The sequence below is a fragment of the Streptacidiphilus sp. MAP12-20 genome (assembly GCF_041262525.1).
Taxonomy (GTDB): Bacteria; Actinomycetota; Actinomycetes; order Streptomycetales; family Streptomycetaceae; genus Streptacidiphilus.
In genome coordinates, this window is the sequence record NZ_JBGCCK010000002.1 from 215715 (window position 1) to 240750 (window position 25036).

General features: G+C 70.9%; 19 protein-coding genes. 13 read left to right on the forward strand and 6 right to left on the reverse strand.

Going from position 1 to position 25036, the window contains the following annotated elements; translation table 11 throughout:
• Positions 1 to 202 precede the first annotated feature (202 nt).
• The 3 genes from ABIA32_RS03255 to ABIA32_RS03265 form a co-directional block, all read right to left on the reverse strand.
• Positions 203 to 2236: an FAD-dependent oxidoreductase gene (locus tag ABIA32_RS03255; RefSeq protein WP_370092213.1), complete on the reverse strand. Its 2034-nt coding sequence runs from the start codon at positions 2234 to 2236 to the stop codon at positions 203 to 205.
• Positions 2237 to 2378: 142 nt separating this feature from the next.
• Positions 2379 to 3596: a cytochrome P450 gene (locus tag ABIA32_RS03260; RefSeq protein WP_370092214.1), complete on the reverse strand. Its 1218-nt coding sequence runs from the start codon at positions 3594 to 3596 to the stop codon at positions 2379 to 2381.
• 312 nt (positions 3597 to 3908) lie between these two features.
• Positions 3909 to 4907 carry a helix-turn-helix domain-containing protein gene (locus ABIA32_RS03265; RefSeq protein WP_370092215.1) on the reverse strand — a complete coding sequence of 333 codons (999 nt, stop codon included), beginning with the start codon at positions 4905 to 4907 and terminating at the stop codon, positions 3909 to 3911.
• Between the two features lie 267 nt (positions 4908 to 5174).
• Here ABIA32_RS03265 and ABIA32_RS03270 point away from each other — a divergent pair, with 267 nt between their 5' ends.
• From ABIA32_RS03270 to ABIA32_RS03305, 8 genes are all read left to right on the forward strand, one after another.
• Complete coding sequence (locus tag ABIA32_RS03270) at positions 5175 to 6152, forward strand: ROK family protein (RefSeq protein ID WP_370092216.1); 978 nt, start codon at positions 5175 to 5177, stop codon at positions 6150 to 6152.
• A gap of 112 nt (positions 6153 to 6264) precedes the next feature.
• Positions 6265 to 7956, forward strand: coding sequence for an ABC transporter substrate-binding protein (locus ABIA32_RS03275; protein WP_370092217.1), 1692 nt, complete (start codon positions 6265 to 6267; stop codon positions 7954 to 7956).
• A gap of 35 nt (positions 7957 to 7991) precedes the next feature.
• Positions 7992 to 8981: an ABC transporter permease gene (locus ABIA32_RS03280; RefSeq protein WP_370092218.1), complete on the forward strand. Its 990-nt coding sequence runs from the start codon at positions 7992 to 7994 to the stop codon at positions 8979 to 8981.
• Positions 8982 to 8986: 5 nt separating this feature from the next.
• Positions 8987 to 9916, forward strand: coding sequence for an ABC transporter permease (locus ABIA32_RS03285; protein WP_370092220.1), 930 nt, complete (start codon positions 8987 to 8989; stop codon positions 9914 to 9916).
• Positions 9891 to 10925, forward strand: coding sequence for an ABC transporter ATP-binding protein (locus tag ABIA32_RS03290; protein WP_370092221.1), 1035 nt, complete (start codon positions 9891 to 9893; stop codon positions 10923 to 10925). The genes ABIA32_RS03285 and ABIA32_RS03290 overlap by 26 nt, the downstream gene beginning before the upstream one ends.
• On the forward strand, positions 10922 to 11971 hold the full coding sequence (locus ABIA32_RS03295) for an ABC transporter ATP-binding protein (protein WP_370092222.1): 1050 nt from the start codon (positions 10922 to 10924) through the stop codon (positions 11969 to 11971). Before ABIA32_RS03290 ends, ABIA32_RS03295 begins: the two co-directional genes overlap by 4 nt.
• A 96-nt stretch (positions 11972 to 12067) precedes the next feature.
• Positions 12068 to 14935 (forward strand): sugar-binding domain-containing protein, encoded by a 2868-nt coding sequence (locus tag ABIA32_RS03300; protein WP_370092223.1) that lies wholly within the window; start codon positions 12068 to 12070, stop codon positions 14933 to 14935.
• An 8-nt stretch (positions 14936 to 14943) separates the two neighbouring features.
• Positions 14944 to 16524, forward strand: coding sequence for a beta-N-acetylhexosaminidase (locus ABIA32_RS03305; RefSeq protein WP_370092224.1), 1581 nt, complete (start codon positions 14944 to 14946; stop codon positions 16522 to 16524).
• A 15-nt stretch (positions 16525 to 16539) separates the two neighbouring features.
• Here the strand turns inward: ABIA32_RS03305 and ABIA32_RS03310 are convergent, their stop codons facing one another.
• On the reverse strand, positions 16540 to 17703 hold the full coding sequence (locus ABIA32_RS03310) for a methyltransferase (RefSeq protein WP_370092225.1): 1164 nt from the start codon (positions 17701 to 17703) through the stop codon (positions 16540 to 16542).
• A gap of 143 nt (positions 17704 to 17846) precedes the next feature.
• Between ABIA32_RS03310 and ABIA32_RS03315 the strand changes: the two genes are divergently transcribed.
• From ABIA32_RS03315 to ABIA32_RS03325, 3 genes are read left to right on the forward strand one after another with little or no spacing between them, the layout of a single operon-like run.
• Positions 17847 to 18824 (forward strand): phosphatase PAP2 family protein, encoded by a 978-nt coding sequence (locus tag ABIA32_RS03315; protein WP_370092226.1) that lies wholly within the window; start codon positions 17847 to 17849, stop codon positions 18822 to 18824.
• Between the two features lie 57 nt (positions 18825 to 18881).
• Positions 18882 to 20444 carry an MFS transporter gene (locus ABIA32_RS03320; protein ID WP_370092227.1) on the forward strand — a complete coding sequence of 521 codons (1563 nt, stop codon included), beginning with the start codon at positions 18882 to 18884 and terminating at the stop codon, positions 20442 to 20444.
• A 3-nt stretch (positions 20445 to 20447) separates the two neighbouring features.
• Positions 20448 to 21287, forward strand: coding sequence for an MBL fold metallo-hydrolase (locus ABIA32_RS03325; RefSeq protein ID WP_370092228.1), 840 nt, complete (start codon positions 20448 to 20450; stop codon positions 21285 to 21287).
• A gap of 221 nt (positions 21288 to 21508) precedes the next feature.
• Here the strand turns inward: ABIA32_RS03325 and ABIA32_RS03330 are convergent, their stop codons facing one another.
• Complete coding sequence (locus tag ABIA32_RS03330; RefSeq protein ID WP_370092229.1) at positions 21509 to 22519, reverse strand: NADPH:quinone reductase; 1011 nt, start codon at positions 22517 to 22519, stop codon at positions 21509 to 21511.
• Between the two features lie 60 nt (positions 22520 to 22579).
• Positions 22580 to 23476 carry a S41 family peptidase gene (locus ABIA32_RS03335; protein WP_370092230.1) on the reverse strand — a complete coding sequence of 299 codons (897 nt, stop codon included), beginning with the start codon at positions 23474 to 23476 and terminating at the stop codon, positions 22580 to 22582.
• 179 nt (positions 23477 to 23655) lie between these two features.
• Between ABIA32_RS03335 and ABIA32_RS03340 the strand changes: the two genes are divergently transcribed.
• Both ABIA32_RS03340 and ABIA32_RS03345 read left to right on the forward strand, forming a co-directional pair.
• On the forward strand, positions 23656 to 24240 hold the full coding sequence (locus ABIA32_RS03340; protein ID WP_370092231.1) for a hypothetical protein: 585 nt from the start codon (positions 23656 to 23658) through the stop codon (positions 24238 to 24240).
• Positions 24241 to 24286: 46 nt separating this feature from the next.
• Positions 24287 to 24895, forward strand: coding sequence for a class F sortase (locus ABIA32_RS03345; RefSeq protein WP_370092232.1), 609 nt, complete (start codon positions 24287 to 24289; stop codon positions 24893 to 24895).
• Positions 24896 to 25036 lie beyond the last annotated feature (141 nt).

Genomic DNA, 25036 nt, shown 5'->3' on the forward strand with positions numbered 1-25036 from the left:
CCGCGCAGCCACCCCGCCGCGCAGGGTCCGTCGTTGTGCGCGAACGTCAGGCCACAGAAACGCAGTCGCACGTCAGACGGAGTGACGGTTAGGCTGACGCGCGCTGTCCGGGCGGACGCCGAAGCGGTCGGGCCGACTCGGCAAGGGGAAACGCCGGTTCGAATCCGGCCGGGACCAGGACGCGCGAATGGGGCATAGCCGCCTACAGCGTCGCCGCCAGGCGGGTGCCCTGGTCGATGGCGCGCCTGGCGTCGAGCTCGGCGGCCACGTCCGCGCCGCCGATGATGTGGGGCTTCAGCCCTCGGTCCAGCAGCGCCTGCTGGAGTTCGCGGCGCGGGTCCTGGCCGGTGCAGAGGACGACGGTGTCGACCGGCAGGACGCGCTCCTCGCCGTCGACGGTGAGGTGCAGGCCGGCGTCGTCGATGCGCCGGTACGAGGCGCCGGAAACCGAGGTGACGCCGCGGTGCTTGAGCTCGGCGCGGTGGATCCAGCCGGTGGTCTTGCCGAGGCCCTCGCCGACCTTGCTGGTCTTGCGTTGGAGCAGGTGCACCTGGCGCGGGGAGCGGTGTCGGACGGGCGCGGTGAGGCCGCCGGGGGTGCGGTGCTCGGTGTCGACGCCCCACTGCTCGAAGAAGACCTCCGGGCGCAGGCTCGCCTGCTCGCCCGGGTCGGTGAGGAACTCGGCGACGTCGAAGCCGATACCGCCCGCGCCCAGGATGGCGACGCGCTCGCCGACCTCCGCCTCACCGCGCAGGACGTCCACGTAGCTGACGACGCTGTGGTGGTCGACGCCGGGGATCTCGGGCGTGCGCGGCGTGACGCCGGTGGCGAGGACGATCTCGTCGTAGCCATTGCCGTCGCCGTCGCCAGCCAGGGTCTCGGCGTCGACGTAGGTGGAGAGCCGCACCCGCACGCCCAACGCGTCGAGCTGGTACCGGTAGTAGCGCAGGGTCTCGTCGAACTCCTCCTTGCCCGGCACCCGGCGGGCCAGGTTGAGCTGACCGCCGATGGTGTCGGCGGCGTCGAAGAGGGTGACCTCGTGGCCGCGTTCGGCTGCGGAGACCGCGCAGGCCAGGCCGGCCGGTCCGGCGCCGACCACGGCGACGTGCTTGCGCAGCCGGGTGGGCGAGAGGACCAGCTCGGTCTCGTGGCAGGCGCGCGGGTTGACCAGGCAGGAGGCGATCTTGAGGCTGAAGGTGTGGTCGAGGCAGGCCTGGTTGCAGCCGATGCAGGTGTTGACGGCCTGCGGGGTCCCCGCCGCCGCCTTGGCCACGAAGTCCGGGTCGGCCAGCAGCGGGCGGGCCAGCGAGACCAGGTCGGCGGTGCCGGAGGCGAGCAGCTCCTCCGCGAGCTCCGGGGTGTTGATCCGGTTGCTGGTGACCAGCGGGACGGAGACCTGGCCCATCAGCTTCTTGGTGACCCAGGTGTAGGCGCCGCGCGGGACGGAGGTGGCGATGGTCGGGATCCGCGCCTCGTGCCAGCCGATGCCGGTGTTGATGATGGTCGCGCCCGCCGCCTCGACCGCCTTGCCGAGCTGTACGACCTCGTCGAAGGTCGAGCCGCCGGGGATGAGGTCCAGCATCGAGAGGCGGTAGATGAGGATGAACTCGGCCCCGACCCGCTCGCGCACCCGCCGGACGATCTCGACGGGGAAGCGCATCCGGTTCTCGTAGGAGCCGCCCCAGCGGTCGGTGCGGCGGTTGGTGGGGGCGGCGATGAACTCGTTGATCAGATAGCCCTCGGAGCCCATGATCTCGACGCCGTCGTAGCCCGCCTGCTGGGCGAGCGCCGCGCAGCGGACGAAGTCCTCGACGGTCTGCTCGACCTGCTCGTCCGTCAGCTCGTTCGGCACGAAGGGGCTGATCGGCGCCTGCAGCGGGCTCGGGGCGACCAGGTCCTGGTGGTAGGCGTAACGACCGAAGTGCAGGATCTGCAGAGCGATCTTGCCGCCCGCCGCGTGCACGGCGTCGGTGATGACGCGGTGCTGCGCCGCCTCGGCTTCGGTGGTCAGCATCGAGCCGCCCTCGAAGGGGCGCCCGGCCTCGTTCGGGGCGATGCCGCCGGTGACGATCAGGCCGACGCCGCCGCGGACGCGGGTGGCGTAGAACTCGGCCATCCGCTCGAAGCCGTCCGGGGCCTCCTCCAGGCCCACGTGCAGGGAGCCCATCAGCACCCGGTTGGGCAGCGTGGTGAAGCCCAGGTCGAGGGGGCGGAGCAGGTGGGGGTAGGCGGTCATCGGGCGTCTCCTCGCAGCCGGCGCGTCCGGTGTCGGCCTCCACGGTAGGGCCGGGGCGGAACGTTATGCAACAAGGTGCAAAAGAGATGCGGCGCACAGTCCCGCCCCGACCGCCCCGGCCGGCCCAGCTCAGTCCGTCAACTCAGCCCTTCAGCGTCACCGGCAGCGTCTGGACGCTGTTGCTGAGGAACGAGGCGATCGGCACCGGCTCGCCCACGGCCCGGACCTGCGGGAAGCGCGCGTACAGCTCGCGCAGCGCGACCTCCGCCTCCAGGCGGGCCAACGGCGCGCCGAGGCAGAAGTGCAGGCCGTGGCCGAGCGAGAGGTGGCGGTTCGGCTCGCGGGTGACGTCGAAGCGGTCCGCCTCCTCGTAGTGGCGCGGGTCGCGACCCGCCGCGGTGTAGGAGGCGAGGATGCCGTCGCCGCGGCGGATGACCACGCCGCCGATCTCGATGTCGTCCAGCGCGAAGCGCATGAGGAAGTGGTTGACCGGCGAGTCGTAGCGCAGCGTCTCCTCCACCACCGCGGACCACGGGACCGCACCGGAGCGGACCAGCTCGCGCTGCTCGGGGAAGGCGGTCAGCGCGCGCACGGCGTTGGTGATCAGGTTGAGCGTCGTCGCGTGGCCGGCGATCAGCATGAGCATCATCGTGCCGACGACCTCCTGCTCGCTGAGCCGGTCGCCCGGGCCGGACTCCCCCGCCTCGCGTGCCGCGATCAGGTCGCTGGTCAGGTCGTCGCCCGGCTGCGCTCGGCGTTCGGCCGCGACCGCGCCCAGGACGCCGAACAGCCCGCGCTGTGCCGCGATCGCCTGCTCGGGCGTGGCCGAGCTGCGTACCACGACGCCCGAGTGCTCGTGCAGCTCGTCGCGCAACTCCTCAGGAATGCCCAGCAGTTCGCCGATGACCCGCATCGGCAGCGGGTAGGCGAAGTGCTCGCGCAGGTCGACCGGGCCGGGGGCGAGCGTGGCCATCCGGTCCAGCAGTTCGGCGACGATCGCTTCGACCTGCGGGCGCAGCGCCTCCACCCGGCGCGGCGTGAAGCCCCGGCTGACCAGCCCGCGCAGCCGCCGGTGGTCCTCTCCGTCGGCCGAGGTCATCCCGGGAATGGTGATCATGCCGAGCAGCGGCCAGTCCGCCGGGACCCGACCCTCCTGCAGCGCGTTCCAGTTGCCCGGGTTCTTGGCGACGCGGGCGTCGGCGAGCAGCGACTGCAGTTCGTCGTGGCCGGTGACGGCCCAGGCGGTCAGGCCGCCCGGCAGCTCCACCAGCGCGACCGGGCCGCGCTCGCGCAGGGCGGCGTTCTCGCCGTGATGGTCGCTGCCGTGGATGTCGAGGCGGTAGGGCGGTGCGCTGGTCATGACGTGATCCCCCGAGGGTAAAGCCGAAACGTGACGAATGATCCCCTGATCGTTTCTGATCATGGATCACGACGTGACGCTCCGTCCACTCCATCCACTCCATCCGCTTCGCCCCCGAGGACGGCGCGAAGCGGGGGCTGGAGTCCGGTCCCCGGTTCCGGGCTCCAGCCCCCGCTCGCCGGTCGGAAGGTCTCACGGCGACGAGGCCCACAATCGCGGAAGCCGCAGCGGCGGGGCCCCGTTGAGGGGTGTCGCAGCAGCGTGACAGTCGAGCGGACGAGAGACCAGCTTTTAGGGGGAGAGCCTAAAAGCTCAGCCGGAGCCCGGGTTCGCACAGACCAGCGCGTCCCCCAGGTCGGTGAGCACATGGCGGACGCGCTGGCCCTCGCGGACGCTGGCGATGAGGTCCGCGTTGCGCAGCGCGGTCGTGTGCTGCGAAGCGGTGGGCGCGCTCACGCCCAGGCGCGCGGCCAGCTCGCCGGTGGTGCAGCCGCCGCCGATGGCGCGCAGGGCGCGGGCCCGGCCCTGGCCGATCAGCACGGCCAGGCCGTCGCCGCCACGCGGGATCGAGCCGCGCGACCGGGCCGGGTAGACCAGGGTCGGCGGCCGGCTCGGGTCCAGCACCGGCAGGCACTGATTCAGGCCGAAGAGGCTCGGCACCAGCACCAGCCCCCGCCCGCCGAGCTCGACCCGCGCGTCGGCGGCCAGGCCGGGGACCGGGACGAGCAACGCGCCCGCACCGCCTTGCCAGCTGATTCCCGGGTGCACCGAACCCGCCGCCGAGGCCAGGCCGAGCGAGGCGGCACGCTCGCTCACGTCAGCCATGTCCCGCCGCAGCGCCGCCCGCATGCCGCTCCAGCCGTCGGCCATGCACGCGGAGAAGAGGGAGCGCATCGCGGAGACCAGGCCACGAACCTCGCGCTGCCCGCCGTCGCGCAGGCGCAGCAGCGCGGTGGGTGGGCGGGTGAGTCCGGCGCGGGTCACGTAGAGCTCGATCTCGCGGGAGATCCGTTCGGGCTCGGCAGCCTCCAGCGCCTCCAGCTCGGACTCCAGGTCGTCGCCCATCCCTGGCACGAAGGGGACCAGCGGCAGCGGCACGAACCGTGGATGAGCATTGATCAGTTCCACGACGGGCAGTGCCCGCTGCGGCACCTGCCGTCGCGCCGTCGCCCACCAGCGTTCCCGCGCGACCCCGCCGTCCGCGCGGGGGCCGTCATGGAGGGCGTCGACCAGATTGCGCAGTGGTGAGATCGAAAGGCGCATCCGCATCAGGTCCTCGGCATCGCAGCCGAGCAGAAGCGACGTCTCCACCGTCGCCCACCCCCTCTCCTCCCCCGACCGAGCATAGACCGGACTGCGACCAGCACATGACAGTACGTCAGCCAGATTTGCCACGCACGTGGCCGATCGCGATCGCTCCCCGGCCACCCCAGCCCACCCCAGCCCGCCCCGGCGGCCCCGTTGCGGAGACGTTATTGATCGTTTCGACTGCCCCATTGTCGGGACCCCGCCCATAGTTTAGTTTCCTAACTTAATCAGCACCTGGGTCCGTCTCGAGATTCACGCGAGGAGCCGCACGTGCCACAACCAGTCGTCCTGGGCATCGACTTCGGCGGGACCAAGACCGCCCTGGCCGTCGTGGACGCCCACGGGACACGACTCGGGTCCGTCACCGTGCCCACCGCAGCCGAACAGGGAGCGGAGTCGAGCCTGAAGCGCGCGGTGTCCGCCGCCCGCGAACTCCTCGCCGAGGTCGCGCCCGCACGGGAGTTGACCGCGATCGGCGTCGCCACGATCGGCATCCCCGGCGAGACCGGCGTCGAGCTGGCCCCCAACATCCCCGGCTGGAGCGGACTCGCACTCGGCCGCGAACTGCGCGCCGCCTTCCCCGGCGCCCGGGTGCGCCTGGCGACGGACGTGAAGGCCGCCGCAGGCGTCGAGGCGGAGGAGGGCGCGTTGCGCGGCTGCGATCCGGGCCTCTACCTCAATCTCGGCACCGGACTGGCGGTCGCGATCGTGGCCGGAGGCCGGGTCGTCAGCGGCAGCAACGGGGCCTCCGGAGAGATCGGTTACGCGCTGCGCCGCCTCGCTGACGTCGGGCTGACCCTCGACGAACGGACGCCGCTGGAGGATGTGGTCAGCGGCAAGGCGCTCTTCGAGAACGCCGTACGCCACCTGCCGCCCGGGGCCACCGGCGCCGAGGACGTCTTCGCCCGCGCGCCGCACGACCCGCAGGTGGCGGAGGTCCTGGCGGACTTCCTGGACGAGCTGAGCTTCCACCTGGTCAATCTGGCCCTGGCCGTCGACCCGCGCCGGATCGCGGTCGGCGGCGGGCTGGTCCGCTCCTGGGACGCCCTGCACGGACCGCTGCGCCGCGCCCTGGACGCGGCCCTGCCGTTCCCGCCGGAGCTGGTCCCCGCCGCCCACCCCTACGACGCGCCTCTGCTGGGCGCCCTCGCCCTCGGCCTCGCCGCCGCACGGGAGCCGGACAGCGGCGAGGTCGGCAAGGCGGAGGGCAGTGCGACGGACAGTCCCGAGCACGCCCGCATCCCATGACCTTCCATCAGTTCAGCGTCACCGCAACGCAAGTACCGCCGCACCACCTGACATCGCCAGCACGGAACACCGCTGCCCCGCCGCAGCACCGTCCTTGGAGGGATCCGCAGAGATGAGGCGCACCAGACTCGCCGCCGTCGCCCTGGCGATCGGCCTGGCCGCGACGGCCTGTACCAGCACGCAGCGCACCACCGACAAGCCCAGCGGTTCCAGCACCGCCGCCAACAACGGCCCGCACAAGCAGGGCGGCACGGTCACCATCTCCAACGAGCAGGGACAGACCTGGCCCTGCCAGTTCAACCCGTTCAACCCCTCCGTCTATCTGGAGTCCAACGGCTTCGTCTACGAGCCGCTGGTCTTCGTCAACGCGCTCAACAACCAGGCCGAGACGCCGATGCTGGCCACCGGCTACCAGTGGAACGCCGACAAGACACAGATCGTCTTCACCGTCCGCTCCGGCGTGAAGTGGAACGACGGGCAGGCTTTCACCGCCGACGACGTGGCCTTCACCTTCAACCTGATGAAGCGCGTGCCCGCCACCGACACCTACGCGCTGTGGACCGGCGCCGGACTGAAGAGCGTCACGGCCGCAGGCGACAAGGTCACCATGACCTTCAAGCAGAACGCGCAGACCTACTTCTTCTCCTTCGCCGACCAGGTCGGCATCGTCCCGCAGCACATCTTCGGCTCCGGCGCCGCCGCCGCGAACCCGGCCACCTGGGCCGATCCCAACCCGGTCGGCACCGGCCCGTTCACGGTCAGCCCGTGCACGCCCAACAACATCCAGTACACCGCCAACCCGAGCTACTGGCAGGCGGGAAAGCCGTACATCCAGAAGATCGAGTACCCGGCCTACCTGGACAACGGACCGGCCAACCTCGACCTGGCCAGCGGCAAGGCGCAGTGGGGCAGCCAGTTCATCCCCGGCATCAAGAACCTCTACCTGGCCAAGTCGTCCGACAACCACACCTGGTCGCCGCCGATGCTGAACGTGTCGCTCTGGCCGAACAACGACCCCTCGCACAAAGCCACCAGCACCCTGGCCGTGCGCCAGGCGCTCGCCGCAGCCATCGACCGCAGCCAGGTCGCCGCGATCGGCGAGGGCGGGCAGGAGCCGCCCGCCAACCAGTCCGGCGTGGTGGCGCCGACCTTCCAGAACTACTACGACTCGGCCGCCGTGGCCGCCGCCGGCTACGACAAGCCGGACCCCTCCAAGGCCGCGCAGTTGCTGGCAAGCGCGGGTTACTCGCCCTCGAACCCGCTGAAGCTGACGGTCATCACGATCACCGGCTACACCGACTGGGACGCCTCGCTCGCCGTCATCAAGCAGCAGCTGAAGCCGCTCGGCATCGACCTGACCATCGACGACCTGGCCCAGCAGACCTTCAATGCCAAGCTGTTCAACGGCAACTACGACCTCGCCTACTACGGTCTGCAGACCGGCGGCCCGACCCCCTACTACGAGCTGCGTGAGCTGCTCGCCTCGGCGAACACAGCGCCGATCGGCCAGCAGGCCAACAGCAACTTCGAGCGCTACAAGAACCCGGCGGTGGACGCGCTGTTCGCCCAGTACGCGACCGCGTCGCCGGACCAGCAGGTCGGGATCATCAAGCAGATCGAGGCGTCGATGATCAACGACGTACCGGTCATCCCGATCACCGAGTCGGTGGACTGGTTCCAGTACAACACCAAGGACCTGGCGGGCTGGCCCACGCCGCAGGACCCCTACGCGCAGCCGGCGGCGTTCAACTTCCCCGACGCCGAACAGGTCCTGCTGCACATCTACTCCAAGTCGGCCCAGTAGTAGCGCAGATCGGACCGAGCGAAAGGAAGCACGACGTGAGGTTCCTGCTCCGGCGGCTGGGCTTCTTCCTGCTGACCCTGTGGGCCGCCCTGACCCTGAACTTCTTCATTCCGAGGTTCATGCCGGGCAGCCCGGAACTGGCGCTGCGCGACCGCACCCGCGGCAAGGTGTCGCCCGCGGCGCTGGAGCAGATGCTCGCCTCCTTCGGCTTCAAACCGCACCAGAACCTGTTCGACCAGTACCTCGCCTACCTCGGCGACATGGTCACCGGCCACTGGGGGCTGTCCATCGGGCAGAACCTCGGTGAGCCGGTGACCACGATCATCGGCCAGGCCCTGCCATGGACGCTGGGCCTGGTCGGCCTCACCACCGTGATGGCCTTCGTCCTCGGCACGCTGATCGGCACGGTGGCCGGGTGGCGGCGCGGCGGGCGGCTGGACGGCATTCTGCCGCCGGTCTTCGTGGTGACCTCGGCGCTGCCCTACTTCTGGGTGGCCCTGGTCCTCATCATGGTCTTCTCGGTGTGGACGGGCGGCTGGCTGCCCGGCGACAACACCTACGACAACACCATCATCCCCGGCCCCTCGCCGGGCTTCGTCACCAGCGTCCTGCAGCACGCCCTGCTGCCGGCGGCGACGCTGCTGATCACCTCCATCGGCGGCTGGATCCTCACCATGCGCAACAACATGATCACCACCCTGGCCGAGGACTACATCCGGATGGGCCGGGCCAAGGGACTCTCCAACCGCCGCATCATGTACGGCTACGCGGCCCGCAACGCGATCCTGCCGAACCTTTCCGGCTTCGCGATGTCGCTGGGCTTCGTGATCTCCGGCGCGATCCTGATCGAGTATGTCTTCAACTACCAGGGCCTGGGCTACCTGCTCTACAACGCCGTGCAGAACGTGGACTACCCGCTGATGCAGGTGCTGTTCATGCTCTTCACGGTGGCGGTGCTGGTCGCGGTCCTGGCCTGCGACCTGGCGACGGTCTGGCTCGACCCGCGCGCCCGGGCGAAGGGGTGAGCGGGATGAGGAAGCACCGCTCGAACGGCTTCTGGCCGGCGCTGCGCGGCAATCGCAAGGCGATGACCGGGGCAGTCATCCTGCTGGTCTTCACGCTGGTCGCCGCGTTTCCCGGACTGTTCACCTCCGTGCGGGACCCGAACGCCCTCCTCTCTCCGCCCTCCCTGCAGCCCTCGGGCGCGCACTGGCTCGGCACGACCAGCCTCGGGCAGGACATCTACGCCCAACTCGTCTACGGCACCCGACAGTCGTTGATCATCGCCGTCGTCGCCGGGGCCTTCGCGACAGTGCTCTCGGTGCTGATCGGCGTCTCCGCCGCGTATCTGGGCGGGGTCTTCGACGACCTGCTCTCCATGCTGACCAACGTGATGCTGGTGATCCCCGCCTTCCCACTGATCATCATCCTGTCCAAGTACGCGGGCAAGGGCTCGTTGACGGTGATGCTGGCGGTGCTGGTCGCCACCGGCTGGTCCTACGGCGCCAACCAGCTGCGCGCGCAAGCGCTTTCGCTGCGCAACCGGGACTTCCTCGAGTCGGCCAGGGTCCGCGGCGAGCGGCGCGGCTACATCATCGTCTTCGAGGTGCTGCCGACGATGACCTCGCTCATCGTCGCCAACTTCCTCGGCGCGGCGCTGTATTCGGTGCTGAGCGCGGCCGGCCTGCAGTTCCTCGGGCTCGGCGACCCGAACTCGTCCAGCTGGGGCACGATGCTCTACTGGTCGCAGAACCAGCAGGCGCTGCTGACGGGCAGCCCGCTGTGGTCACTCGCCCCGGGTCTCTGCGTGGCCCTGCTGGGCGCCGCCTTCGCGCTGATCAACTACGCCTTCGACGAGATCGGCAACCCGGCCCTGCGGCCGGTGCGTACCAACGCGCGCACGCGCGTGAAGACCGTGAAGAAGAGGGGGCAGCGTGTCCAGCGCGCCGAATCACAGTGACCCCAGCAGTGACCACGAGCCGCTGCTCGATGTGCGCGGGCTGCGGGTGAGCTACCAGAGCTCGCGCGGGCCGGTCGAGGCGGTGGGCGGGGTGGACCTGCGGGTCGGGCGCGGCGAGTTCGTCGGCGTGGTCGGCGAGTCGGGCTGCGGCAAGTCCACGCTGCTCTTCGCCGTCGCGCAGCTGCTCAGCCCGCCCGCCGCGATCACTGACGGCAGCGTCGAGTTCAAGGGCCAGAACCTGGTCCGGCTGACCGAGAAGCAGCTCAACGCACTGCGCTGGCGGGACTACTCGGTGGTCATGCAGAGCGCCATGAACGCGCTCAACCCGGTGACGACGATCGCGGCCCAGTTCAAGGACGCGATCCTGGCCCACGACCGGCGCAGCGCGGAGCAGATCCGCGCGCGTTCGGTCGAGGTGCTGCAGCTGGTCGGCATCGACCCGGTGCATCTGGGCAGCTATCCCCACCAACTCTCCGGCGGGATGCGGCAGCGCGCGATGATCGCGATGGCGCTGCTGTTCACCCCGGATCTGGTCATCATGGACGAGCCGACCTCCGCGCTCGACGTGGTGGCGCAGCGTTCGCTGATGGTGCAGATCAAGGAGCTGCAGCAACTGCTCGGCTTCGCGGTCGTCTTCGTCACCCACGACATGTCGCTGGTCAGCCACTTCTCCGACCGGCTGCTGGTGATGTACGCGGGGCAGGTCGTCGAGGCGGGTCCGACCCGGCAGGTCTTCGACGCACCGGCCCACCCCTACAGCCGTGGCCTGCTGGACGCCTTCCCCTCCATCCACGGCCCGCGCGTGCCGCTGACCGGCATCCCCGGCAGCCCGCCCGACCTGGCGGAGCCGCCACCCGGCTGCCGCTTCGCACCACGCTGCCCGGTGGTGGAGGAGGCCTGCCACCGCGTGGCGCCCGCGCTCTACCCCGTCGGCGGGGTGCTCTCCCGCTGCCTGCTCGACGCACCCGACCGCCGGACCCCGGCGACTCCTGTGGAGGCGACGTCGTGACCGAGGGCCTCACCCACCAGGAAGCTTCGCGGCCGGCTGCTCCGCTGCCGATTCCCCCGCTGCTGGAGACCGTCGAGCTGACCCGGCACTTCAAGGTCGGCGCCGGGCTCTCGCGGCGGATGCTGCACGCCGTCGACGGCGTCAATCTGGTGATCAACCGTCAGGAGATCGTCGCCCTGGTCGGCGAGAGCGGCAGCGGCAAGTCGACCGTCGCCCGGCTGCTGGCCCAGGTCCACCGGCCGACCAGCGGTGAGATCCGCTACCAGGGCAGGTCGCTCGCCGCACTGCGCGGCCGGCGGGCGCAGCTGGCGTACCGCAGCGACGTGCCGATGGTCTTCCAGGACCCGTTCAGCTCGCTCAACCCCGCCTACCCCGTCGCCCACGGCATCCTGCGCGGCCTCAAGCTGCACCGACCCGAACTGGGCCGGGCCGAGCGGCAGGCCGAGGCGGAGCGGGTGGTGGAGGCGGTCGGCCTGTCCCCCGCCACGGAGATCCTGGCCCGGTACCCGCACGAGCTCTCCGGCGGCCAGCGGCAGCGGATCGGCTTCGCGCAGGCGCTGGCGTACCGGCCGAAGCTGATCCTGGCGGACGAGCCGGTCTCGATGCTGGACGTCTCGATCCGGATCGGGCTGCTGAACGTGATGGCGGAGCTGCGCGAACGCGAGGGCGTCTCCTTCCTCTACATCACCCACGACATCGCCAGCGCACGCTACGTCTCGGACCGGCTGCTGGTGATGTACGGCGGGCATGTCGTCGAGTCGGGGCCGACCGAGGACGTGCTGGCCGGTCCGAAGCACCCCTACACCCAACTGCTCCTCTCCGCGGTGCCTGATCCCCGGGCGCCGCTGGAGGTGGACGCCGCGGCGGCGAAGTCAGAGCCGCCCGTGGTGATCGATCCGGGGCCGGGCTGCCGGTTCCGGGAACGCTGTCCGTTCGCGGTCGAGCGGTGCTTCGCCGAGACCCCGCTGCTGCGGGAGCTCGGCCCGGCCCACACGGCCGCCTGTCATGTCGCGGTCGCCGACGAGGTGCCGACCGCCGCGGTGTAGTCACGATCCCCGGTCCCTCTCTGTAGAGCGCACCTCATCCGCACCTGTGCACACGTTCATCGCAAGCTCCCGCTTCCCCCACGTCAAGGAGCATTGATGGCACGTCACAGCAGACCACTCGTCACCGCCGCGGTGGCCCTGACGCTCGCCGGGGCCACCGCCCTGGCAGGCGGCTCGGCCACGGCGCGCGCCCATCAGGGCGGGGCGCGGGCCAACGCCCTCGCGGCCGCCCCCGCCGCCTTCGCGGATCCCCCGACCGGCTCGACCGCCGTCACCGATCTCGGTGCGGCCAACGGCTGGAAGGTGCTGACCTCCGGCACCGCCACCCAGGGCGGCGCGGCCATCTCCACCCCCGGCTTCGGCACCGGCGGCTGGCTCACCGTCGCCAACGACGGCGGCGGCGCGCCCGGCACCGAGGTCAACGCGCTGCTGCAGAACGGCGGTTGTCCGAACGTCTTCTTCTCCACGAACATGAAGACCTGCTACGGGCAGATGACCAAGGTCGGCGCCGACACTCTTTCCCCGTTCACGGTCCCCTGGTGGTATCGCACGGACTTCGCCGCACCGCCCGCCGGACAGGACGCCAGGATCGTGCTGAACGGCGTCGTCGGCCAGGCGGACGTCTGGGTCAACGGGACCGAGATCGCCACCCAGGCGACCGTCAGCGGCGACTACGCGCGCAACGTCTTCGACGTCACCAGTCACCTGGTGTCCGGCACGAACTCGATCGCCGTCGAGGTCTACCCGAACAACCCGACCACGATGCTGACCCTCGACAACGTGGACTGGACCCAGATCCCGCCGGACAACAACACCGGCATCCAGTTCCCGGTCCAGCTCCAGACCAGCGCGGCCCTCGTCGTCGGCAATGCGCACGTGAACCAGAACACCGCCGCCGACCTGTCCAGCTCCGCACTGACGGTCAAGGCGGACGTCACGAACACCACCGCCTCCGCGCAGACCGGAACGGTGACGGCCACCGTCACCCCGCCGGGCGCCGGCACGCCGGTGACGGTCAGTCAGAGCGTGACGATCGCGGCGAACGCGACGCAGACGGTGACCTTCTCCGGCGGCGGCCTCACCATCGCCTCGCCGCAGATCTGGTGGCCGTACCAGCTGGGCGCGCAACCGCTGTACTCGCTGGCGACCTCCGTCGCGCAGGGCAGTACGGTGCTCAACTCGACCAGTGAGACCTTCGGCATCCGCACCGTCACGTCCTATCTGACCGGCGCGTCCACGATGGCGCCGAGCGGCGTCCGGGCGTTCAAGATCAACAATGTGCCGCTCGTCGTCCGCGGCGGCGGTTGGTCCCCGGATCTGTTCCTGCGCTACAGCCCGGCCGACACGGCCAAGCAGATCGGCCTGATGAAGTCGATGGGCCTCAACACGATCCGGCTCGAGGGTCACCTCATGCCGGCCGACTGGTACCAGCAGATGGACGCGGCCGGCATCCTCGTCAACGCCGGCTACCAGTGCTGCGACTTCTGGGAGACCACCAGCTACACCGCCGCCCAGCAGGCCGACTACCAGCTCACCGCACAGTCGGTCGGTCAGACGCTGCGCAACCACCCCTCCGTCTTCAGCTTCCAGTGGAGCGACAACGCGCCCACCGCGACCCAGGAGACGCTGGCACTCAACGGCTTCGCGGCCGCCGACTATCCCGGCCCCTTCATCTCCTCCGCCGAGTACAACACCAGCCCGCAGCTGGGCGCGTCCGGGGAGAAGGAGGGCCCCTACGACTGGGTCCCGCCGCTCTACTGGTACGACACCTCGCACTACAACAGCGGTGACTCGACGCTGACCAACGCGGGCGGCAGCTGGGGCTACGACAGCGAGCAGAGCGCCGGGAACACCGTTCCGACGCTGGACTCGATCAACCGCTTCCTCTCCGCCGCCGACCAGTCCGCGCTCTGGCAGTCGCCGGGCGCCAACCAGTACCACAACAACTACGAGGGCACCAAGCACATCGGCTACCACTTCGGCACCCTCTACAACCTGGACCAGGCGATCAACAACCGCTATGGCACGCCCACCAGCCTGGCCCAGTACGTCGAGGAGGCGCAGGTCCAGAACTACGAGGACACCCGCGCCCAGTTCGAGGCCTTCGTCGCGCACTCCACCAACACCGCCCAGCCGTCCACCGGCACCATCTACTGGCAGATGAACAAGGGCTGGCCGACCCTGCTCTGGTCGCTCTGGAACAACGACGGCGACCAGGCCGGTGCGTACTTCGGCGCCCAGCAGGCCAACCGCACCTTGCACGCGCTGTTCGGGCTCGACACCGACAAGGTGACCGTCGACAACCTGGGCGGCACGACGCAGAGCGGCGTCACCGTCGAGTCGAAGGTGTACAGCACCGCGGGCGCGCTGCTGGACGACCGGACGACGGCCTCGCTGTCGCTGGCCTCGCAGCAGGTGACGAACAACGTGCTGAGCCCGGTGCTGCCGACAGCCTCGGGCACGGTCTACTTCGTCGAGCTGCTGGTGCGTCAGAACGGGGCGCTGGTGGACCGCAACGTCTACTGGAACTCCACCACGCCGGACGTGCCCAACTGGACGAAGACGATCGGGCAGCCGCAGGCGACCATGAGCTCCTACGCGAACCTCAAGGCCCTGCAGAGCCTGGCGCCGGCCTCCGTCTCGGTGACCGCGACGACCAGCAGCCAGCCGGGCCCGAACGGCTCGGACAAGCTGGTGACGGTCACCATCACCAACAACTCCACCGGCCCGACCGTCGGCTTCTTCCTCCGGGCCGACATCCGGCGCGGCACCGCGAGCGGCACGGAGCTGGCGGGCGACAACGAACTGCAGTCCTCCATCTGGGGCGACAACGACGTGACCCTCTGGCCCGGCGAGTCGGAGACCCTGACGGCCTCCTACAGCTCGGCGGACCTCCAGGGCGCGACGCCGGTCGTCAGCGTCTCCGGATGGAACGTCCCCAAGACCGACGTCGTGGCGGGGTGAGGCGGCAGATGCGCACGCAACGACTCAGGCAGTTCCTTCTCGCGCTGCTCGCCGTGCTCGGCCTGCTCGGGGCCGGGCTGGCCACCGGCGCTGGTCCGGCCGCCGCGGCGGCGGCTTTTCCCAACAGCGTGGTGCCGGTCCCGGTGAGTGAGACCGCCGACGGCAGCACCTTCACGCTGACCTCCGGGGCCACACTCACCTCGGACGACGCCAACACCGGGGGCTACCTGGCGGGCGTGCTGCGCGCCTCGACGGGCTACGCGCTGCCGCTCACGGTCGGCGCGACGACGCCGGGCACGATCGCGCTCTCGCTCTCCGGCGCGCCCGCGAACGTCGGGGCGGAGGGCTACCAGCTCACCGCCTCGGCCACCGGCGTCGTGATCCGGGCCAACCAGGCGGCCGGTCTCTTCCACGGCGTGCAGACGCTGCTCCAACTGCTGCCGGGCGCCGTGATGAGCCCGACCGTGCAATCCGGCCCGTGGACCGTGACCGGCGGCACGATCGTCGACTACCCGCGCTTCGGCTACCGGGGCGCGATGCTGGACGTGGCGCGGCACTTCTTCACCGTCGCGCAGGTCGAGCGGTACATCGACGAGTTGGCGCTCTACAAGGTCAACTACCTGCACCTGCATCTCTCCGACGACCAGGGCTGGCGCATCGCGATCAACAGCTGGCCGAATCTGGCCACCTACGGCGGCAGCACCGAGGTCGGCGGCGGCGCAGGCGGTTACTACACTCAGGCCGACTACTCCGCGATCGTCGCCTACGCGGCCTCGCGCTACCTGACCGTGGTCCCGGAGATCGACATGCCGGGCCACACCAACGCGGCGCTCGCCTCCTACGCCCCGCTCAACTGCAACGGCGTCGCGCCCGCCCTCTACACCGGCACCAACGTCGGCTTCAGCTCGCTGTGCGTGCCGCTGCCGCTGACCTACACCTTCATCGACCAGGTGGTGGGCGAGCTCTCGGCGCTCACCCCCGGCCCATGGATCCATATCGGCGGCGACGAGGCCAGCTCGACCACGGCCACCGACTACGACACCTTCATCGGCAAGGCGCAGCAGATCGTGGCAAACCACGGCAAGGCGGTGATGGGCTGGCACGACATCGCCAACACCGGCGCGCTGCTGCCGAGCACGCAGGCCCAGTTCTGGGGCACGACCACGACCGCGCCGAACCTGGCGACAGCCGCGGCGAGCGGGACGAAGGTGGTGATGTCCCCGGCCAACCACGCGTACCTGGACATGAAGTACACGCGGAAGACCAGGCTCGGCCAGACCTGGGCGGGGCTGATCGAGGTCAACACGGCCTACGGCTGGGACCCGGGCAACTACCTCACCGGCGTCACCGGCTCCTCGGTGGCGGGCGTGGAGGGCCCGCTGTGGACGGAGACGATCGTCACCTCGGCCGACATCGACTACATGGCCTTCCCCCGGCTGCCCGCGCTGGCCGAGCTGGGCTGGTCACCGTGGTCGACGCACAGCCAGACGGCCTTCGACTCCCGGCTCGGCGCGCAGGGGCCGCGCTGGAAGGCGATGGGGGTGAACTACTACAAGTCGCCGCAGATCACCTGGCCGACGGGCTCGTAACTCAGCTGACCTCGGTCAGCCGCGCTTCACGGCCTTCAGGATGACGAACTTCGGATTGCCCGCCACCGTGCGGCAGTTGCCGAAGAGCCGGCGCAACTGGACGTGGTAGCCCAGGTGCCGGTTGCCGACGACCCACAGCTCACCGCCGGGACGCAGCGCACGTCGTGCGCCGCCGAACATGCGGTGGGCTGTGGCGTCGGTGGACGCCTGGTAGCTGTGGAAGGGCGGGTTGTTGAGGATCACGTCGACCGATCCCGGCGCGAGGTCGCTCGCGCCGTCGCCGACCAGGAAGCGGGCCTTGCGGCCCTCGGTGTTGTCCTGGAAGCTCGCCTCGGCGGAGGCGACGGCGCCGAAGGACTCGTCGACGAAGGTCAGTTCGGCCGCCGGGTTGGCCAGCGCGGCGGCCAGACCGAGGATTCCGTTGCCGCAGCCGAGGTCGAGGACGTGAGCGGCGCCTTGCGTCACCGGCAGGTGCTCGAGCAGGAAGCGAGTGCCGATGTCCAGTCGCTCGGCGGAGAAGATGCCGGCGTGGTTGGTGACGGTCCGGCCGGCCAGCAGCGGGGCGTCCGCAGGGAGCTGGTAGCGACGCGGCCAGGGGTTGGCCGGGCGGGCGGCCAGCACGGCCTGGTCGGGCGTGCAGAAGATCAGCCGGGCCTTTCGACGGGCCAGTGAGGTGCGGGTGGGACCGAGGATCGCTTCGAAGAGCTGGAGCGTGGAGGTGTGGATCTCGGTCACCATGCCCGTTCCGATGACAACGGTGCCGGGGTGCACGGCGGGGGCGAGCCTGAGCAGCTGATCCTCCAGCAGTGCGAGGCTCTTCGGCACCCGGACCAGCAGGACGTCCACGCGCTGCGGCGGCAGGTCCCTGGTGGAGAGCAGCCGCGCCGCGTCGGCGGTGTGGCCATGGCGGGAGAGGTTGAGCTCGGTGGCGCGGTGGGCGAGATAGGAGTCGGTGATCTGCGTCGGCGGGTGCGCGGTGTGAGCGGCGAGCGACGCGGTGAGCGCACCCCAGCGGTCGCCGAGGACGACCACTGATCCGTCGAGTGGCGCTTCAGTCTCGTCCAAGTGCCGCAGCAGATACTCGTCAGATGCGTCCCAGGCACGGAGTCGGTCACGCGGGTCCACGGGGAAGCGGACAAGGTCGGGGTCGGCGCCGCCGGGCAGAGCGATGTGGTTCATGGTGCTGCCCAGTCTGCCCGATACAACCCGGATCGGATCCGGTTCGCGTTCGGATCATCCCTGGGGCGGTTGCGCGACTGCATAGCGTACGGCGTACGGTATGCAGTGACCATCATGTGAAACGCACGGGGGGATCTCGACGAATGGCAGGCACCATAGCCCGCGGCGAGCCACGTACCAAGAGCATTGAGAACGACGCGCTGGACGACGTGCACGGCGTGCAGGACAGCACCACCCGGGGGTCCGTGAGTCCGAAGCCCGGCCTGGCCGGACTGATCGCGCGGCTGCGCCGCTGGAAGCCCCGGCAGTGGGGTCTCGAACTGATCCTGCTCGTCTACGCCGCCTACGACGGCAGTCGACTGCTGGTCCACGGCAAGGAGACCCAGGCGCAGGAGCACGGCGAGATGCTGCTGCGCACCGAGCACCGTCTGCACGCCGCTCCCGAGCACGTGCTGAACCGGCTCTTCTCCGAGCACGCCTGGCTCGGCATACCCGCCGACTTCGTCTACGCGAGCCTGCACTACGCGGTCACCCCGCTGGTGCTGGTCTGGATGTTCCGCAGCCGCCGCGCGCACTACGCCTTCGCCCGCACCTGGCTGGTGCTGGCCACCGCGCTGGGCCTGGTCGGCTTCGTGCTCTTCCCGACCGCGCCGCCGCGTCTCCTCACCCACCACCACGGCTTCCTCGACGTCATGGCCCAGCACGCGGGCGTCGGCTGGTGGGGCGGCAGCGGCAGCGCGCCGGAAGGCCTCGGCGAGATGACCAACGACTTCGCGGCGATGCCGAGCCTGCACTTCGGCTGGGCACTCTGGTGCGGGCTGCTGATCCACCGCTACGCGCGCCGCCGTTGGGTGCGGGTGCTGGGACTGCTCTACCCGGCGCTGATCCTGGTCGTGGTGATGGGGACGGCCAACCACTACCTGCTCGACTGCGTCGCCGGCGGCGCGGTGGTCCTGCTCGGCCTGGCGCTCAGCGGGCCGGTCCAGCGCCTGGGCACGCGGCTACGCAGGCGGCGTCGGGGGCAGCCCTCGGTGCCCGACTACATCCCGGCTCAACGGACGGACCAGTTGCAGTCCGGCCAGATGCAGTCCGGCCAGATGCAGTCGAGCCCCGTCGACTGAACCTCTGGCGCGATCCGATAGCATTTTCGGATCTTCGTCGCGTGGAAGGGGCGGTCCATGGGTGGCGGCGAGGGGTCCTGCAGAGATCAGCACACGGCGGCGCCCACCCCCGCCCCGCCCCCACCGAGCGGCGCCCGCCACCGGCTCGTCGTCGCTGCGCTCATGCTGTCGATGGCGCTGGTCGCCCTGGACTCCGCCTGCGTCTCGACGGCGGTGCCCCAGATCGTCGGCGAGCTGGGCGGGTTCAGCTACTTCTCGTGGATGTTCTCCGGCTATCTGCTCGCCGTCACGGTGACGCTGCCCATCTACGGCAAGCTCGCCGACGCGCGCGGGCGCAAGCCGGTGCTGCTGATCGGCTCGTCCGTCTTCCTCTTCGGCTCGCTGCTCTGCGCCGGCGCGTGGAGCATGGGGGCGCTGATCGTCTTCCGGCTGGTCCAGGGCCTGGGCGGCGGCGCGATCCAGGGAACCGTGCAGACGCTGGCCGCCGACCTCTACCCGCTGGAGCGGCGGCCCAGGATCCAGGCCGCGATGTCCACCGTCTGGGCGGTCTCCGCCGTCCTCGGCCCGGCCCTCGGCGGCGTGCTGGCCAGCTACGCGAACTGGCGCTGGATCTTCCTGATCAACCTGCCCGTCGGCGCGATCGCGCTGCTGCTGCTCAAGCGCAACCTGCACGAGGCCCAGGCGGAGCAGCAGCCCCGCACCCGGATCGACTGGCTGGGCGCGGCTGGGCTCTTCCTGACGACGAGTCTGCTGCTCTTCGCCCTGGTGCAGGGCGGCGTGGCGTGGGCGTGGCTCTCCGCGCCGAGCCTGAGCGTCTTCGCGGCCTGCGCCGCGCTGGGCCTGGGCACGTTCTGGGTGGAGCGGCGGGCGGCGGAGCCGATCATGCCGGGCTGGGTCTGGCGTCGCCGGGTCATCGCCGGGGTCAACCTCGCGCTGGGCTTCCTCGGCATGCTGATGATCGCGCCGATGGTCTTCCTGCCGACCTACGCGCAGTCGGTGCTCGGGCTGGCGCCGGTGGCCGCGGGCTTCGTGCTCTCCGTCTGGACGATCAGCTGGCCGATCTCGGCGGCGTTGTCCAACCGCGTCTACCGGCGCATCGGCTTCCGTAACACCGCGCTGATCGGCGCCACCATCGGGACGGCGCTGCTGCTGGCCTTCCCGCTGCTCCCCTACCGAGGCGCTGCCTGGCAGCCCGCGCTGCTGATGCTGCTGCTGGGCGGCGGCCTCGGGCTGTTCCAACTGCCGCTGATCATCGGCGTGCAGAGCAGCGTGCCGTGGCACGAGCGCGGTACGGCGACGGCCTCGGTGCTGTTCTGTCGCCAGGTCGGACAGAGCGTCGGCGGTGTGCTCTTCGCGGTGATCGCCAACACGACGCTGACCAGTTGGCTCAGGGACGCGCCCCGCGGGCTGCGCGGCAGCCTGCCCCAGGGACTCGACCAGATCGCCGGCGCGCTGCTGCACGGCGGCTCGCTGAGCCGGGCGGGCACGGACTACCTGCGGCACGCGCTGGCGGCGGCGGTGAACCACGTCTACCTGGGCGCGGCGGTGGCGGCGGCGCTCTCGGTGATCGTTCTCGCTACAGTGACGCCGAAGCGCTTTCCGCTGGCGGAGGGGAACTGAACAGTGAGCTGGGTCGAGGTCGGCGACAGGGTCTTCCAACGGCGGTACGAACCGTGCGACGTGACGGTCAGCGTCGTCGCAGGCGCGGACGGGCTCGCCCTGGTCGACACCCGCTGCAGCCTCGCCGAGGCCCGTGAACTGCGCGAGCACCTGCGCGAGATCTCGGCCGCGCCGGTCCGCTGGGTCGTGAACACCCACATCCACTTCGACCACGTCTGGGGCAACGCCGAGTTCGTGGCACCCCGGCAGACGCCTCCGGCGCAGGTCTGGGGCAGCGCCGAGATGATCGCCGCGATGCGCGGCGCGGCACGTGACCCGGCGGCCGCCGAGTTCAAGGAGTACCTGGCGGGGCAGAGCGAGGAGTGGGCGGCCAAACTCGCCGAGCTGGAGGAGTACGTCCCCGACCACGAGGTCCGCGGCGCGCACGATCTCGACCTCGGCGGCGGACGCGTGGTCTCGCTCCGGCAGGTGGGCCGCGGCCACACGGACGGCGACATGATCCTGCACGTCCCTGACGCGGACGTGCTGCTGATGGGCGACCTGCTGGAACAGTCCGGCGCACCGGCCTTCGGCCCGGACTCCTACCCGCTCGAGTGGGCCCCCACCCTGGACGCGGCGCTGACCCTGTCCGGCCCGGACACCCGCTTCGTCCCCGGCCACGGCGACGCGACGGACGCGTCCTTCGTCCGCGCGCAGCGGGATTCCATCCGCGCGGTGGCCGACCAGTGCGCCGCGCTGCGCGCCGCGGGCGTCCCCGCTGACAAGGCGCTGGCGGCGGGCGACTGGCCCTACGACCCGAAGCACCTCGAACACGCCGTGGCGCGGGCGTACGCACAGCTGTAGTTGCACCTCCAGGGGCGCGTAGCTCTGCCGATTTGCGGCTCCTCCGCGTGGGCGCGACAGGTCACGACGGAGGGCCAGTTGCACCGCCAGGGGCGCGGGGAACTGCGCGATAAGCCGCCGGTGTGCGGATGGTGCTCAACGCGCAGGGCCATCCGCGCAGGGTGGTTTCTCGCGCAGTTCCCCGCGCCCCTGAAGGTGCAACTGATCCAATTGCAATATGGCTAAAGCTCGATCAGGACCTTGCCCACCGCGCCGTTCTGCACAGCGTCGTGCGCCTCCGCCGTCCGCGCCAGCGGGTGGACGTGCCACGGCAGGCCCGCCTCCTCGCCACCGCGGAGCGCCCCCGCCGCCACCGCGTCCTGGATCGCGGCGACCGCCGCCCGCTTCGCCGCGTCCGGGATCGTGTAGACGAGAATGCCCAGCCAGCGCAGGTTGCGGATCATCGAGTCGCGGACCGGGACGGCGACCTCCGCGCCGCTGCCGTCCGCGTAGAAGGCGACCGTGCCGCCGGTGGCGAGGACCGCCAGGTCCAGCTCGCGGTTGGCCGTCGGGGCGACCTCGACGATCAGGTCGACGCCCTGCGGTGCCGGCTCGCGGATCGCCGCCGTGGCGTCCTGCGCACGGTAGTCGACGACGTGGTGCGCGCCGGCCGCCTCGGCCAGCTTGGCCTTCGCCGGGCTGCTCACCGTGGTGATCACCTTCGCGCCCGCCCAGCGCGCCAGCTGGATCGCCGCGTTGCCGACCGCTCCGGCTCCGCCGGCGACCAGGACCGTCCGCCCCGCCAGCGCGCCCGGCGCGAGCTGGGCGGGGCCGCCCTCACCCAGCGTCAGCGCGCGGTGCGCGGTCATCGCCGGGATGCCGAGGCTCGCGCCCAGCTCCAGCGAGGCGTGGTCGGACAGCGGGACCGCCTGGCGCGCGGGGAGCACGACGTACTCCTGCGCCGTGCCGTCCGGGCGCTGCCACGCGGCCTCCCAGATCCAGACGCGCTCGCCGACCCGGCCGGGGGCAACGCCCTCGCCGACGGCGTCGACGACCCCGGAGCCGTCCTGGTTCGGCACCTGCTGCGCCCCCGCGCCCAGGCCGGAGCCCGAACGGGCCTTCCAGTCGGTCGGGTTGACGCCTGAGAACGCCACCTTCACCCGCACCTCGCCCACGCCGGGCGTGGGCAGCGGCCTGTCGATCAGGGACAGGACGTCGGAACCACCGCTGCGCTCGTACACGATTGCCTTCATACCGGGCGCAACTCCGACCGTCCCCTGAGTGTTCCCTCCGACCAGCCGGTTCTCCCGGACTCAGCCCAGACGGGCGAGCGCCTCGCGGTGGGCCCGCTCCAGTGCCTCCGCCGCCGGGACCTCGATGTCCGGCTGGACGCCGGTGCCCTCCCAGTTGGTGCCACTGGTCGGGTTGATCGCGCGCCCGACCGGGATGGTGGCCTCCAGGTGCGGGTGGACGGTCCAGCCGTTACGCGGGTGCGCCCCGCCGCCGGTGCGCTCGCCGACGACGACCGCGCGGCCGAGCTGCTGCAGGTCGTACGTCAGCTCTTCGGCACCGGAGAAGGTGGTTCCGCTGGTCAGCACGTAGACCGGCTTCTCCGCCCCGAACCGGCGGCCCGGCACGAAGGGCAGGGTCCAGGCCTGCTCCTCCGCGTCTGCCTCGCGCCAGTACTGGGTGTTGATGTGGGTCGGCTCGTCGAAGAGGTAGCTGCAGATGAACTGGACCGTGTAGGGGTCGCCGCCACGGTTGGCGCGCAGGTCGACGATGAGCGCACGAGCCTGCGCGGCGAGCGTCAGGACCGAGGTGAGCGAGTCCGCCGAGAAGCGCAGCGGGAACAGCAGCGGGGCCAGCTCGACGAGCGCGACGGCGCCGTCCAGCAGCTCGAAGCGGGGCACGCCGGCGCAGGAGTCCGCGGCGCGGGTCACCATCAGCTGCTCGGCGGCGGCGTCCTTGCCCGTGGGGACCGGCGTCTCATGGAAGGCCAGCCGCAGGTGCCGGTCGTCGTTGGCGGACTGCAGGTCCTCGGTGACCAGACGGCCGAGGGTCTCGGCGTCGCCCGCGGCGTCGTAGCGTCCTTCGGCCAGAGCGGCCCGGAGCTGCGTGGCGATCTTGTCGCCGAGCTCGGGAAAGACGTAGTGCTCGGCAACGAGATCGGCGGTCTGCCGGACGATGTCGGCGTGATCAAGGGAAGTCATGATCGAAAGTAAAGCGGACCGCCACCGCCCATCACCACTGCTTCTTTCGGATTAATTATATGACCGGAACGCTACAAGACGCACACGCACGGTGACACTTCCTGCCGAGACAGTCGCGGTGTGTCCCCCGTACCCGGGCCCGGCGCCCGAGGTCCGCACCCGACGCACGGAGGTGCCGGATGCGCGCCATAGCGCCCAGAACCGCCACGGCAAAGACCCCCACGGCCGCCGCCGCATGCGCTGCGGCCCTCGCGCTGACCTTCGGGCCGCTGCTCGCGCTCGCGCCGGGCGCGGCGGCGAGCGGGGTTAACGGAGCCGACATCGCCCTCAACCCGTCGAGCGTGCGGCCCGGCGCGACGGTGGGACTGATCGTCAACTGCAGCTCGGCCTTCTTCGGCACGCCGAACCCGACCTCCGTGTCCTCGATGGCCTTCGTGACCTCCGTGCACCTGCACCCGACGCCGGGCCAGCCGGGCTTCTTCTCCGGGGCGGCCACGGTCAGCAGGGACATCAAGCCGGGCGACTACAACGTCTCCGGCGCCTGCCAGGAGGGCAACACCTCGCTGTCCACCTTCAGCGCCACCCTGGAGATCCGCGGCAAGGACCGCGGCCACGACGACCGGCGTCCGCACGGGCCGGTGCACACCGGCGTCGGCGGCAGCTTCGACCCTGGCAGCGGCGTGCAGGTCGCCCTCGGCCTCGGCCTGGCCGGTCTCGGCGGCGGCGCGCTGTACCTGAGCCGGCGTCGGCGCGGCGAAGAGTAGCGAGCAGCGAGGACAGGGGCCGTGGATGGGGAGTAGCGCGCGACGCATGGTTGCCCGCGGCGCGCTGGTGCTGGGCCTGGTGATCGCCGGGCGCGGCGTCGGCGGCGCGCCGCCGCAGCCCGACGCGAGCGCCGCCACCGCAGGCGACGGCGTCTACTGGTACGCGGATCAGGACCGTCCCGCTCCCCCGCTGCCGGCCTCGAAGCCGCTGCGCGTGCGCATCCCCTCCATCGGCGTGGACGCGCCGCTCACCGCCCTCTCCCTCGACCGCGCCGGCACACTCAGGCCGCCGCCGGAGGAGCAGCGCAACCTGGCCGGCTGGTACGCCGGCGGCACGGCGCCCGGCAGTGCCGGGCCGGCCATCGTCGCGGGCCACGTCGACAACGCGCACGGCCCGGCGGTCTTCTACGCGCTCGGCTCGCTGCAACAGGGAGCCACCGTCGACGTGCTGCGCGCCGACCACCGGACCGCGGTCTTCGTCGTCGACCGGGTCCAGGTCTTCACCAAGGACGCCTTCCCCGACAAGCTCGTCTACGGTCCGACCCCGCTCGCCGCGCTGCGTCTGATCACCTGCGGCGGGGGCTACCGGCGCGGGCAGGGCTATCTGGGCAACGTGGTGGTGTTCGCGCATCTGGCGAGCCGCCCTGCTGACTGAGCGTCAGGCCGACCGAGCGTCAGGCCGACTGATGCGTGGGCGACCTGTGCTCTGGGTCACATTGGTACGTGCAGACCTCTAGGCCATACTGACTGGTCGGTACTACCCTCCTGGCACGCTCCGGCTGCCGCCCTGGGAGGG

Coding starts and splice junctions, on each gene's coding strand:
- ABIA32_RS03305 (WP_370092224.1), top strand. CDS start 14,944: ATGCGCACGCAACGACTCAGGCAGTTCCTTCTCGCGCTGCTCGCCGTG.
- ABIA32_RS03335 (WP_370092230.1), bottom strand. CDS start 23,476: ATGACTTCCCTTGATCACGCCGACATCGTCCGGCAGACCGCCGATCTC.
- ABIA32_RS03345 (WP_370092232.1), top strand. CDS start 24,287: ATGGTTGCCCGCGGCGCGCTGGTGCTGGGCCTGGTGATCGCCGGGCGC.
- ABIA32_RS03260 (WP_370092214.1), bottom strand. CDS start 3,596: ATGACCAGCGCACCGCCCTACCGCCTCGACATCCACGGCAGCGACCAT.
- ABIA32_RS03330 (WP_370092229.1), bottom strand. CDS start 22,519: ATGAAGGCAATCGTGTACGAGCGCAGCGGTGGTTCCGACGTCCTGTCC.
- ABIA32_RS03315 (WP_370092226.1), top strand. CDS start 17,847: ATGGCAGGCACCATAGCCCGCGGCGAGCCACGTACCAAGAGCATTGAG.
- ABIA32_RS03310 (WP_370092225.1), bottom strand. CDS start 17,703: ATGAACCACATCGCTCTGCCCGGCGGCGCCGACCCCGACCTTGTCCGC.
- ABIA32_RS03255 (WP_370092213.1), bottom strand. CDS start 2,236: ATGACCGCCTACCCCCACCTGCTCCGCCCCCTCGACCTGGGCTTCACC.
- ABIA32_RS03285 (WP_370092220.1), top strand. CDS start 8,987: ATGAGGAAGCACCGCTCGAACGGCTTCTGGCCGGCGCTGCGCGGCAAT.
- ABIA32_RS03300 (WP_370092223.1), top strand. CDS start 12,068: ATGGCACGTCACAGCAGACCACTCGTCACCGCCGCGGTGGCCCTGACG.
- ABIA32_RS03340 (WP_370092231.1), top strand. CDS start 23,656: ATGCGCGCCATAGCGCCCAGAACCGCCACGGCAAAGACCCCCACGGCC.
- ABIA32_RS03275 (WP_370092217.1), top strand. CDS start 6,265: ATGAGGCGCACCAGACTCGCCGCCGTCGCCCTGGCGATCGGCCTGGCC.
- ABIA32_RS03320 (WP_370092227.1), top strand. CDS start 18,882: ATGGGTGGCGGCGAGGGGTCCTGCAGAGATCAGCACACGGCGGCGCCC.